This is a genomic window from Paenibacillus dendritiformis, from assembly GCF_945605565.1.
GTDB classification, from domain to species: Bacteria; Bacillota; Bacilli; order Paenibacillales; family Paenibacillaceae; genus Paenibacillus_B; species Paenibacillus_B dendritiformis_A.
In genome coordinates this window covers 3,067,079-3,079,352 of the sequence record NZ_OX216966.1, presented here as the reverse complement: position 1 = coordinate 3,079,352, position 12,274 = coordinate 3,067,079, and the positions used below count along the sequence as shown (strand labels likewise).

Annotated in this window: 13 protein-coding genes; 2 read left to right on the top strand and 11 right to left on the bottom strand. The window is 55.6% G+C overall.

Annotated features, from left to right (window positions below; translation table 11 throughout):
- Positions 1–84 precede the first annotated feature (84 nt).
- The 5 genes from NNL35_RS13400 to NNL35_RS13380 form a co-directional block, all read right to left on the bottom strand.
- Positions 85–1,071, bottom strand: a complete 987-nt coding sequence (locus NNL35_RS13400; protein ID WP_254553985.1) for a beta-ketoacyl-ACP synthase III — start codon at positions 1,069–1,071, stop codon at positions 85–87.
- 11 nt (positions 1,072–1,082) lie between these two features.
- Positions 1,083–2,081 (bottom strand): phosphate acyltransferase PlsX, encoded by a 999-nt coding sequence (gene plsX, locus NNL35_RS13395; RefSeq protein WP_006676621.1) that lies wholly within the window; start codon positions 2,079–2,081, stop codon positions 1,083–1,085.
- Positions 2,065–2,661 (bottom strand): transcription factor FapR, encoded by a 597-nt coding sequence (gene fapR / locus NNL35_RS13390; RefSeq protein ID WP_006676620.1) that lies wholly within the window; start codon positions 2,659–2,661, stop codon positions 2,065–2,067. Before fapR ends, plsX begins: the two co-directional genes overlap by 17 nt.
- A gap of 262 nt (positions 2,662–2,923) precedes the next feature.
- Positions 2,924–3,097, bottom strand: coding sequence for a 50S ribosomal protein L32 (gene rpmF, locus NNL35_RS13385; RefSeq protein WP_005551879.1), 174 nt, complete (start codon positions 3,095–3,097; stop codon positions 2,924–2,926).
- A gap of 97 nt (positions 3,098–3,194) precedes the next feature.
- Positions 3,195–3,710 carry a YceD family protein gene (locus tag NNL35_RS13380; protein ID WP_006676619.1) on the bottom strand — a complete coding sequence of 172 codons (516 nt, stop codon included), beginning with the start codon at positions 3,708–3,710 and terminating at the stop codon, positions 3,195–3,197.
- Between the two features lie 257 nt (positions 3,711–3,967).
- On the opposite strand from NNL35_RS13380, the gene NNL35_RS13375 reads away from it, so the two are divergent.
- Positions 3,968–5,242 (top strand): nucleotidyltransferase, encoded by a 1,275-nt coding sequence (locus tag NNL35_RS13375; RefSeq protein WP_254553425.1) that lies wholly within the window; start codon positions 3,968–3,970, stop codon positions 5,240–5,242.
- Between the two features lie 78 nt (positions 5,243–5,320).
- Here the strand turns inward: NNL35_RS13375 and NNL35_RS13370 are convergent, their stop codons facing one another.
- Entirely contained in the window at positions 5,321–6,382 is a 1,062-nt protein-coding gene (locus NNL35_RS13370; RefSeq protein WP_254553424.1) for a YlbL family protein, read from the bottom strand.
- Positions 6,383–6,511: 129 nt separating this feature from the next.
- Here NNL35_RS13370 and NNL35_RS13365 point away from each other — a divergent pair, with 129 nt between their 5' ends.
- Positions 6,512–7,759 (top strand): nucleoside recognition domain-containing protein, encoded by a 1,248-nt coding sequence (locus NNL35_RS13365; RefSeq protein WP_254553423.1) that lies wholly within the window; start codon positions 6,512–6,514, stop codon positions 7,757–7,759.
- A 28-nt stretch (positions 7,760–7,787) separates the two neighbouring features.
- On the opposite strand, the gene coaD is transcribed toward NNL35_RS13365, so the two are convergent.
- From coaD to NNL35_RS13340, 5 genes are all read right to left on the bottom strand, one after another.
- A complete protein-coding gene (gene coaD, locus NNL35_RS13360; RefSeq protein ID WP_254553422.1) occupies positions 7,788–8,297 on the bottom strand; it encodes a pantetheine-phosphate adenylyltransferase in 510 nt (169 codons plus the stop codon).
- 90 nt (positions 8,298–8,387) lie between these two features.
- Positions 8,388–8,957: a 16S rRNA (guanine(966)-N(2))-methyltransferase RsmD gene (rsmD, locus tag NNL35_RS13355; protein ID WP_040731075.1), complete on the bottom strand. Its 570-nt coding sequence runs from the start codon at positions 8,955–8,957 to the stop codon at positions 8,388–8,390.
- 405 nt (positions 8,958–9,362) lie between these two features.
- Positions 9,363–10,898, bottom strand: a complete 1,536-nt coding sequence (locus NNL35_RS13350; protein WP_254553421.1) for a flavocytochrome c — start codon at positions 10,896–10,898, stop codon at positions 9,363–9,365.
- Positions 10,899–11,059: 161 nt separating this feature from the next.
- Entirely contained in the window at positions 11,060–11,470 is a 411-nt protein-coding gene (locus tag NNL35_RS13345) for a hypothetical protein (protein WP_254553420.1), read from the bottom strand.
- 217 nt (positions 11,471–11,687) lie between these two features.
- Positions 11,688–12,215 carry a hypothetical protein gene (locus NNL35_RS13340; RefSeq protein WP_254553419.1) on the bottom strand — a complete coding sequence of 176 codons (528 nt, stop codon included), beginning with the start codon at positions 12,213–12,215 and terminating at the stop codon, positions 11,688–11,690.
- Between the last annotated feature and the right edge of the window lie 59 nt (positions 12,216–12,274).

Sequence of the window (12,274 nt, the reverse complement as noted above, 5' to 3'; positions counted from 1 at the left end):
CTCCCTTCCAATGACTGATGTCTATAACGTATTACGGCCAGGCGCCGTGATTCGGTTCAATTTTTTCGCTGCGATGGCGCCCGATTACCATTGAATAACCGATGCCGACCACGTCAAGCCTCCGCCGAAGCCGACGAGAAGAAGCGTGTCGCCTTCCTTCACCCGGCCTTCCTCCACCGCTTCCGCCAAGGCGAGCGGTATCGATGCCGCCGACGTGTTCGCATACTTCGGCAGATTGATGACGCATTTCTCCTCCGGCAGATTCAGGCGCTCGATCGCGGCATGAATAATCCGGGTATTCGCTTGATGCGGGATGAGCAGATCGATGTCTTCCTTCGTCTTGCCCGCCTTTTTGAGCGCCTCATCGGCGGCATTGCCCATGATGCGCACCGCGAACTTGAATACTTCCCTGCCGTTCATATAGAGATAATGGAGCTTGTCGTCCACGGTCTGATGCGAGGCAGGGTGACGGGAACCTCCGCCTTCCAGCTTCAAGAGCTCCTTGCCGCTGCCGTCCGCGCCCAGCTCGAACGACTGGAAGCCGCGTCCTTCCGCAACCGGACCGAGCACGGCCGCTCCGGCGCCGTCTCCGAACAGGATGCATGTGTTCCGGTCCGTATAATCCGTAATCCGGGACAGGCATTCCGCCCCGACGACGAGCGCATATTGGTAGGTGCCCATCGCGATGAAGTTGCTCGCATTCGCCAGCCCGTAAATGAAGCCCGAACAAGCCGCCGACAGGTCGAAGGCCGCGGCGCGCTTGGCGCCAAGCCGTTCCTGAAGCAGACAGGCCGTGGACGGGAAAGTCATGTCCGGCGTAACCGTCGTAACGACGATCAGATCCAGCTGCTCGGCCGTGATGCCGGCCGCCTTCAGCGCCTCCTGGGCGGCATGATACGCCAAATCCGACGTCGCTTCATGCTCGGCCGCGATACGCCGCTCTTTAATCCCGGTCCGGGTTACAATCCATTCGTCACTTGTATCGACCATCTTTTCCAAGTCTTCATTGGTCAATACCCGTTCGGGTACGTATTTCCCCGTACCGATAATGCCTACCGAACGCAAATTCATTATCGCACCACTCACTTCCCGCTTGTAGTCCCTCCGATTTCCGTTGCAATCGTGTGGATAAGATCATGCTGCAGCGCCGTACGCGCTTGGCGGACCGCATTCTCGATCGCCCGCGCGTCCGAAGAACCGTGGGCTTTCAGCACCAGCCCGTTCAACCCGAGCAGCGGCGCCCCGCCGTGCTCCTTGTAATCCATCATCTTCTTCAGACGCTTCAAGCCCGGCATCAGCACCGCGGCAGCCAGCTTCGTATACCAGGAACGGGTAAATTCCTGCTTCAGCACACTGAACAGGGATCCGGCCGTGCCTTCCAATGACTTGAGAAGCACATTGCCGACGAACCCGTCGCATACGAGCACGTCGCAGCTGCCTTCCAGCACATCGCGCGCCTCCACATTGCCGACGAAATGAATCGGCAGCTGTTCCAGCATCGGATATACCTGCTTCGTCAATTCGTTGCCTTTCATCGCTTCGGTGCCGACGTTGAGCAGCCCGACGCGCGGCTTCGGAATGCCGTGCACCTTCTCCCGGTAAATGCTGCCCATCAGCGCATACTGCACGAGATGCTCCGGCTTCGCATCCATGTTCGCCCCCAGATCGAGCGCCAGCACGCCGCGTCCGTCCATCGTCGGAATCATCGGCGACAGCGCCGGCCGCTCGACGCCGGCCATCCGCCCGACGACCAGCAGTCCCGTCGTCATGAGCGCGCCGGTGTTCCCGGCCGAGATCATGCAGTCCGCTTCCCCTTCCCGCACCATTCGTCCGGCGACAACCATCGAAGCGTCCTTCTTGCGTCTGACCGCCTTGACAGGCTCGTCATCCGCTTCGATCGTGCTCGCCGCATGAACGATGCGGACATTCGCAGGCCGGGATGTCAGCAGCGGCTCCAGCCTCGCCTCGTCCCCCACCAGCAGCAGCTCGATATCAGACCATGCCTGCGCCGCGGCAAGAACCCCTTGCACATTGCATTCCGGAGCGTTGTCCCCGCCCATGGCGTCAATGGCGATTCTCATGCTCGTCTCCTCCTTCGCTGCCGTTCATCGCGCCTGAACGGAATATGATAAAGTTGCCCTGGAACACCAGTTCCTCGCCGACATAGCTGAACACTTCCACCTTTGCCTTGCTCCGTGCCCCCGTTCCGGATCGGACATATGCCTTGGCGATGCATTTCTCTCCCAGGCGCACCGGCCGGATGAAGCGGATGTCCGCCGTGGCCGTCAATGCGATCTCATCGTTGATGACAGCGACGGCCAGCGAGTTCGCCTGCGCGAACAAATGATGGCCCCGCGCGATATGGGTCCGCGAGAAGACATGCTCCTCGCGTATCTCGAAATACGAGATGCCGCTATGATCCAGCTGCAGGTCCACAATATCTCCGACCACTTCATGGAGCGGCAGCGACCGCACCTGATCGTAGGTCTGCTCCGCCATCATCTTCAAGCGCTCCCTCAGCTCCGGGATGGCCAGCTCCATCCGGTCGAGGCGAATGGTCTGGATACTGACCTTCAGCATGCGGGTCAGTTCCTGATCGGTTACAAACGGATTTTCCTCTATGATTTTCGCCAACTGCTGTTGACGCTGTCGCTTCGGCAAACGTTGGATGACCCCGCACCACCTTCTTGTCCTGTTGTCCGGATCGTCACATCGACTTCGGAGCCTCGGAATATAATCGGAATAATTACTTTATCTCATCTTCACAAATGAAGAGGCCGTTAATAGGAGCCATTAGAACCTGGTACTAATCCAGTATATATAAAATCGCCGGCAAAGAAAAGCAGAAGTTATGAAATCAGCGTCGATTTATAAAAAAACAGCGCCCCACCGTTGGCGAAGCACTGCCTTTTCTTATGAGTCATTATTGTTTGATGATCTCTCTTGCTTTGTATGTTCCGCACACTTTGCATACATGGTGAGCCAATTTCAACTCTCCGCATTGTGCGCACTTCACCATGCCAGGCACAGACAATTTAAAGTGCGTACGGCGCTTGTCACGACGAGTCTTCGACGTTCTTCTTTGAGGTACTGCCATGTTCTACACCTCCTTACCCAAGTTACGTGCTCTTCCAGGGCTGTCCAAAAAGTGCGGCCAGCGCTCTTCCTGGACAGAATACTTCTACTGTCGCTATTTATTTCTTGAAGAAATCTTGTAACCCCGCCAGTCTCGGGTCGATGCGCTCGTTCGAACAGCCACAGGACTGCTCGTTGCGGTTCGTGCCACAGGTCGGGCACAAGCCCTTGCATGATTCGCTGCACAGCGGCGCGAACGGCAAGGCCAGCAATAGCGCTACTTCCACATAAGGCTGCAGGTCGATAAGGTCTTCCGTCACCGCAATGACGTCGTCCTCTTCTTCCTCCGGGGAAAGATCAGTAGAGTCTGTCAGCTTGAATTGCTCATCGAACGGAATGACGTATGTCTCGGTAAACGACGTCAAACAACGCGAACATACCAGTTCCAACCGTGCGGTCAGCTGGCCATGCACGCCAATCTGTCCTTCGCCTTCCGCCCTTGCCGTCAAATCCACGGTCACCGGGTCGGGTATGGAAATATCTTTGCGGTCCCGAACCACATCGCTAGCGGAAAATGCCGATTGAATGCGTGTTTCCTGTCCTTTTGCGGCAATGTCCCGAAAATGAATGTTCATAACATCACTCCAAACAAACAAAATTAATTATAGCGATTAACGTCATGCTTTGTCAACCAAATTCGTTTGACAGGTTACCGGAACATCCTCTGTCTCTCCGCCAAAAATTCGCCGATCGCTCCATGTTCATGGTATGATCGGATGGGAAATTCAGGAGCGCCGCGGCGGCCTGACGGCCCTCCGGACGGGCAGCCAGTTCACCCTTCTGTCCATGAATCACCATCTTACCTTATTCTGTGATCGAAAGGAAGAGTGATATGAAAACGGTCGGAATCGTTGTTGAATATAACCCGCTTCATAACGGGCATTTGTATCATTTGGAGCAATCGAAGCTGGCGGCCGAGGCGGAAGCCGCCGTCGCGGTCATGAGCGGCCATTTCCTGCAGCGGGGCGAACCGGCGCTGGCCGACAAATGGGCGCGTACGGATATGGCGCTGGCCGCCGGCGTCGACCTCGTGCTGGAGCTGCCGGTCGCGTACGCTGTCCAACCGGCCGAATGGTTCGCCTACGGCGCGGTCGCGACGCTGCAGGCGACCGGCGTCGTCGACGCGCTGTGCTTCGGCAGCGAATCCGGCGACCTGAAGCGGCTGCGCGGGGCCGCCAAGGCGCTGGCCCGCGAGCCGGACGGATTCGCTGGCCGGCTGCGTGCTGAGCTGAAGGCCGGGCACAGCTATCCGGCCGCCTACGCTGCCGCAGCCGGACCGGTTCTGGGCGGCGGCGACGGAGGCGAGGCGCCCGCCGGCAGCGAAGCGGAGCCCGGCGGGCATTGGCTGACGAAGCCGAACAATTCGCTCGGGCTGCACTATTTGCTGGCGATGCGGCGGCTGAACAGCGACATGAAGCCGCTGACGATTCCCCGCCGCGAAGCCGGCTATCACGATGCGGAAGCGCCGGAAGGAACCATCGCCAGCGCCACCGCCGTCCGGCGCCTCTGGTCCGGCTCCGGAGAACTGGCTGCGGCGGCCCGCTATGTGCCGGAGAGCACGCTTCGCATCCTCGAGCGCGAGCATGCTGCCGGCAGGGCCCCGCTCGATTGGGAAGCGTTCGGCCGCGAGCTGTTCTACCGCCTCTACCTGCTCCCGCCCGAGGAGCTGGCGCGGTATCTGGAGGTGACCGAGGGGCTGGAGCACCGCATCAAGCAAACGCTCCAGACGCTGGAGGAGCCTGGCGTCGAGTCGCTGATCGCCAAGCTGAAAACGAAGCGCTATACCCGGACCAAATTGATGCGGACCTTGGCCCATATCTTGCTGCATCATGATAAATTTCATTTCGGCCCGGACGCCCTCGGCACGGGTCCCGCTTACGTGCGGGTGCTCGGCTTCACCGAGCGCGGACGCCATCTGTTGAAGCGAATGAAGCGTTGCGCGGAGCTTCCCGTCGTCCTCAACATGACGCGCGACAACAGCCATCTGGGCGGCCGCGCCGGCCTCGAAGCGGACGCACGCGCCACCGCCGTCTATGCCAACGCGTTCCGCGGCTGGGAAGCGAGAGCCGCCTTTCGTGACTATTATGAGCCGCCCCGCCGGTTCTAATCCCCATAACGGCGAACAACGGCTGGCATCCGCCAACCGTTGTCCGCCCGGGATCCCGGGGCTGAAGCCGGTATGATGCTACGAAGCCGGCTGGAACTGCTTCACCGCCTCCAGCGCGTCCTCCAGCGTATCGACCTTCACCAGCTTCATCTTCGTGTTCATCTTGTCCATCTTCGCCTTCGCTTCCTCATAGTTGCCGGAAGGCACCAGGAACAAGACCGCCCCTTCCCTGTCTGCGGCCACGACCTTATGCTTCACGCCGCCGATCGGGCCAACCTTCCCCGACGGATCGATCGTCCCGGTGCCAGCGATCCGGTACCCCTTCGTCAGATCCCCCGGCGTCAGGCGGTTGATCAGCTCCAGCGTGAACATCAAGCCCGCCGAAGGACCGCCGATATCGGATTCGTGGAAGGTCACGCTATGCTTGTTATCCGTAGGCACAACCTGCTTTTTCTCCCCGTAAGCAAGACCGAAGCCAATCCGCTTCTTGCCGCTGCCGGTCTGATCCGGGAGCTCGACAAGCTTCGCCTTGACCTGCACCCGCTTCCCGTCCCGCTCGACGACAGCCTGAATCGTCTCCCCGGCGGTCCGCCCTTTCAAGGCTGCCTGTAAATCGTCGAAGCCGTTCACCTCCTGGCCTTCCACTTCCATAATCCGGTCATTCGTAAGGAATTCATTATCCGCCAGCTGCTTATTGTTAAATAGAACATAAATGCCTTCGGACTCTATTTTGTACGGAATGCCCACCTGATTGTAGGCGGCCAATATCGCGGCCATCTGCGAGTTGCTCATATTGAACAGCTGTTCATTGATATATTCCTGCTCGGTTCTCCCCTGAAGCGCATCTTCCTTCTTGCCGAATTCGGCATTCGGATCGAAGGCCCGCCACGCAATCAACGCCAGATTGGCATACGTTCTTCTCACCGTCGTCAGAAGGAACGTGCCCTCCTCCATCTCGTCGCCGCCCTGCACATTGATGAACGGCTTCACTTCCTCGGCGCTTCCTGGCGTATAAATTACATACGGCGTCGGCATATACACAACGACATAGAACAACACGATCACCGCGAAGATCCACTTCCATCCGCGGAAGCGGGGAGAATTCGGCTGCCGCCCGTACGATCTGAACTCCTTTTCCATTCTCCTACCTCCTATGCCCTCGGATCGCCCGGCGATATTTGGTCTAAAGCCCGTCCCTGTAACGTACACATGAGATCGTAATGCGCTTGAAGCCTTGCTTCTTCATTTACGGCCAAAGGGGTGACCGCCATGTTCTCGTTTCGCACATCGCCCGCTTCCCAGCGGCTGTCCACGCTCATCATGGGGGGCTCTGCGGTACTATTGGTGCTGTGCATCATCGCTTATCCGGATAAATCATTTCAAGCCTCTTTGCAAGGGTTGAAGGTCTGGTGGACCATTATATTCCCGGCCCTGCTGCCGTTCCTCATTCTATCCGAAATGTTGAAGGCCTATGGCTGGGTGCATGGCATCGGCGTTCTGCTGGATCCGTTCATGCGGACGCTGTTCCGGCTTCCCGGGATCGGCGGCTGGGCCTGGTCCGTCGGCTGGACAGCCGGGTATCCTGCCGGGGCCGAAGCCGTCGTCCGCCTGCGGAGAGACAACGAATTGTCCCGCCTGGAAGCGGAGCGGCTGCTCGGCCTGACTCATGCCGCCAGTCCGATTTTCATGATCGCCGTCGTCGGAGTCGGCTTCCTGCAGCAGGCCGAATTAGGGCTTGTTATTGCTGTCGTGCACTGGGTTTCTTCCCTTTTTATGATGTTTATTGTGCGTTGGACGGGAGCTTATCATCCCGCAGCCGATCGCCTCCCCATACGGCGAACGGCGCCCGATGCTCCCAAGCCGCTATGGAAGCGGATGCTGCAAGCGATGGAGCAGGCCCACCGCCGGGACGGACGCGCGTTCGGCCGGCTGCTCGGCGAGTCCGTCACATCTTCCGTCCAGACGCTGATGATGATCGGCGGCTATATCATGATGTTCTCTGTCATTGTCCAGGTGCTGCGGATTGCCGTCCCCCAGGAATTCGGCGCTTATCTGCTGAACGGTCTGTTCGAGGTGAACCTTGGCGCGTATTCGCTCGGCTCGGCAACCTTCCGCTCCCCTCTCTTCCAGACCGCCCTTATCGGCGCCGTCATTGCATGGAGCGGGATCAGCGCGCATCTGCAGGTTCATAGCTTGACCCGAGGAACCGATTTGCGGTACAGCCGCTTTTTCCTGATGAGGCTTCTTCATGCCGCGTCCGCCTTCCTGCTCACGTTCATCCTGTGGCATCCGCTTCACAGCCTTCTGCGGCTTGCGCCGCCGGAGCAGGCAGCGTTCCGGCTGCTGGACGCCGAGAACGGGCTAGGGGAGGCGCCTTCCTCCTGGATTCAGTCCCTTGCCGAACTGGCTTCGGCGCCAGGATGGCTGCAATCATTGGCGCTTGTCCCGGTACTATGTATCCTCCTGCTCATCGGTATGACGCTCTCGCTCTTTATCGGACGATGGAAGCGCACCTGAACGCGCCGGGGCAGCACGGTTCCGGTGGTCAGCGCTTATGTTTATTCCGCAGCGCCGCCTCTACCTCCGGGGCAACCAGCTCGCTAATATCGCCGCCATAGTGCGCGATTTCCTTCACGATGCTGGAGCTGAGATAGGAATACTTCGGATTCGTCATCATGAAAATCGTCTCTACCCGGGGGTTCAGCTTCTGGTTCGTCGAAGCCAGCTGCAGCTCGTATTCAAAATCCGTGACCGACCGAACGCCGCGGACAATGACATCGCCGTTCTTCGCATCCATATAATTGACGGTCAAATCGCTGAAGCTGTCCACCTCAACATTGGGCCACGGCTTCGTCACCGTGCGCAGCAGCTCAAGCCGTTCTTCAATGGAGAAGAGCGGCTTCTTGCTCGAATTGTTCAGCACGGCCACAATCAGCTTGTCGAATTGCTTCGCGGCCCGCTGGATAATGTCCAGGTGTCCGAGCGTCACCGGATCGAAGCTGCCCGGATATACCGCAGTCCGGGGCCGGCATGCGTGCTCGTAATTGTCTCTCATAATCGTAAGCCTCCTTGAAAGGCGCATCGCGCCTATAGGAACATAGGCAGGCGCCTCATTGATCTGTTCGGTTGCAACAGAATCGCTTCCTTATTCTCCGGAAGCTTCGTTATCCACGAGGTATATCGATACCGCGATATCCCCGTAATCCGCCTTCTTCCATACCGAGAGCGGACCAATGCGCTCGGAATACGAATGGGATGCGTCATGCTCGACGACAATGATGGCGTCATCGCTCAGCAAGCCGTTATCCCACATCTCCATCAGCAGCTCATCCGCATCCTTCAACCGGTACGGCGGATCGAGAAATACATAATGAAAGGAAAGATTCCGCTTGGCGAGCGCCTTGAGCGCCCGTCTCGCATCGTTGCGGTACACTTCGGCCTTGTCGGCCAACCCCGTGGCCGTCAGATTGCCGCGCACCACCTCGATCGCTCTCGCATCCTTATCGATGAACACCGCCCATTCGGCTCCCCGGCTCAAGGCTTCAATCCCCAAGCCGCCCGTTCCGGCGAACAGATCGAGCGCGCGGCCCCCCTCGAAATAAGGACCAATCATGCTGAACAGCGCTTCCTTCACTTTATCCGTCGTCGGCCTTGTTCCCATGCCGGGCACAGGCTTCAACGTACGGCCTCTGGCCGTTCCCGATATCACTCTCAGTTGTCTCACCTTCTCTTCTTTCCGCCAACTTCAATGCAGCGATAATGCCGACATTCGACGTTAATCGTAACATACATTTCCCATTTTTGAAAAATGAAATCCGCACCCTGCCGCCGACATCGTGCAAAAAGAAAAAAAGTTATCCGGGGGATGTATATATTTCTTCCGACTGGCAATCCTTAAAGTATCGACATCATTGAATGTCGTAGACAACCGCGGAGAAGACTTACGTTTCCCCATAAGCTCTTCGTCCGGTTTCTCCTCTCCCATGAGGGCGTCCCGTAAGGGGCGCCCAATTTATTTTTTAATGAACAAAATGACCTCAACTTCCACGCCAGCGTGAAGATGAGGTCATTTTTTGCGATTTCTGTTGCACCCTGCCACAAGGTGTGGAAGATCTGTCGCTTATTTTGCCGTTTTCGCGTATTCAGAGGATTTTATACCGGCTTGACGGCCGAAAATGATGATTTCCGCGACCGAATTACCACCGATTCGGTTCTCGCCGTGCAGGCCTCCGGTAACTTCACCCGCGGCGAAGAGACCCGGGATCGGCTTTCCGTTTTGGTCCAATACTTCCGTGTTCGTATTGATTCTCACGCCGCCCATAGTGTAGTGAATTCCTGGTCCGATTCTGATCGCATAGTACGGCGCAGCGGACAAGTCGTGGTCCATTCCCGTTTTTCTGCCGAACTCGGCGTCTTTCTTATTTTTTACCGCACTGTTCCAGGTATCAAGCGTCTTATGCAATTGATCTGCCGGTACGCCGATATCACCAGCCAGCGCCTCGATCGTGTCCTTTGTCTTCACAAAGCCCATTTTTACATACTCTTCAACCGCTGTGGCGCGCGATCTGACGCCGGAATCGAACACAAGGAAAGCTTTTTTCTCCGGCAGCTTATTGATCGCCGCCGTTACGCTGTCGCGAGCAGCCATTTCGTTGATGAACCGTTCTCCTTTGCTGTTGATGAGAATTGCGCCTTCACCGCGTACCACTTCGCCGATGAGGTAGGAGTTTTCCTGCTGCACCGTCGGGTGAACCTGGATCTCTTCCATATCGACCGTGGTGCCTCCCATTTTTTCGATCATACTAATGCCGTCGCCGGTGCTTCCTTCGTGGTTCGTCGTCACATAGCCTTCCAGATCCGGCCGAACCTGGGCGATGATGTCCATGTTGGCGCCAAATCCGCCAGCCGTGATCACGACGGATTTCGCCGCGATCGTTTTTTCGCCATGTTGAGTGAAGGCCACTTTAACCCCATTTGCTTTTCCGTCTTGTTTCATAATTTCTTTGACACTGGCATTGACAAAAATCGGAATGCCTTGTTCTTGTACATTTTTCAGCAAGCCGGTCACCAGATACTGGCCAACAGCCGAGCCGTCTTTGGGACGATGAGTCCGTTTCTCGCTCATGCCGCCCGTGATCGTGATGTTGTTCAAAGTGATGCCGATGGAATCCAGCCAATCGATGGCATCGGCTGAATGGTCGACGAAAAAGCGAAGCATGTCCTTATTGTTGGTGTTATGTCCACCTTTTAATGTCTCTTCGTAAAATAAATCATTACGATCCGAAATCCCTTGCTCCTTTTGGAATTTCGTTTCCGATGCGTTCATGCCCGAAGACGCTTTGCTTGTATTGCCGCCTGCAACCGGCATTTTCTCGAGAATAACCGGATTCATGCCCGCTGCTTTGGCTTCAAGCGCGGCACTCATGCCTGCGCCGCCCGCGCCAACGATCACGATGTCGTAGCTGTCTTTTAGCTCCTCTAGCGGCGTATAATTCGCCATCGATGCACCCGACGTAGCATCTTTTTTTCCTTTATCCTTTTCTTCTTGTGCAGCGCCCTCATTCGTCTCCGGTTTCGTGGTTCTGGGTCCGCAACCTGACATGATGAGAAGGATGGAGAGCAGGAGAATCAGGGCAATTTTTAATTTTTTTGGCATAATGTAATCCTCCACTATTGAATCTCTTCGGTCGCTAGGATGAACATAAGGAGCCTACATCGGATTCACTTCCGATTAATCACATTTAGCATGTCAATTTCCACTTGAAATATGCTTCAAGAAATCCAAAAGCCCCGGGTTGCTCCCGAGGCTCTTGGCCATTACATGGTCTTTGATTTCGATGGTTCACGCTTGGTGAAGCCAATCCTTTTCGTTCCGAAGTTTACAGGGTAGACCTTGTTTTTCTCCATACTAAGCATGGTTGTACTTCTGTTGTTTTTGTTTTTGTCATTTTTATGTATGGTGAGCTTGTCCATGATGTTCATTTTGATGTTATTCATGTTGCGTTTCGTTTTTTCGGTATTCGGGCTTTCTGGCGGTTGCAGATGGCTCAACACGATGTCAAGAGTAAGGAACAGGGCGCCGGCCACCAAGCCGATAAACCACCATGCCACAGCAAGCTCCCACTGAAATGAACCGGTTACTACTACGAGTTCGATCCCAGCGTAGTAACCCATGAAGATGCCGCCCGCAACCATCGCCACAGCAAAAGCTCTCACTACCCACTTCATTGACGTGCCCACCCCTAAAGTATTCGTTATAAGGGTATCGTATCATCTTCAACTATACATAATTTTGTATAGTGACCTTGCGTTTGCATTTCCAACGATCTCTATTCTACATATTTGCCTTCCTTACGAAAAAAATAGCGCCTCAGCACTTTACTGAAACGCATTTTTTGATTGGCTTTATTCAACTGTTCATTGATCAACTCACACTGCCCTAGGGTTACTTAACTTTTTCGTTAAAATCCTTTGGAATTATGCTCAGTTTATACAAATCTTCAACTTTGAAGTAGTATGTACCAGATTCCAATTTAATCCGTAAACCATTTAGTTCGATTTCCGGTTGATCTGACGTGCCGCTCCAACTTTCTGGCAGATTGAACTTGAGTAAATTCTCTCTTCCCGTAGACCCATTGGCCCGACCTTGTAGCATTCGCGCATTAGCGCCTTCACGCAAGTCTCCGTAAATCAGTAGAACATCTGCTTTTCTTTTTAATTCACCTTCACTAATCCACTCGTCAGATATTTTTTTATCTTCGGGTGTCTCTTTGTACGTTTGTACCCAAGAATCCGCCGCTTCTTTTTTCGCTTTAACTGGTATCTCTACTTTATTTTTTTTCGTGAACTCGCTTATCGCCTCTTCTTCCGCCAATACTGCGGCGCCGTCGCGAATTCGTCCTTGGCTCTTATCCGCAACATATACTTTCACATCTTGCCCGGCATCCGTCGCCACAGGTGATCCGATTTCCACACGTTTTTTCTCTTCATTCTCACCAAATTAGGCGGCGTGGTCGTTTGAATAATGGGCGT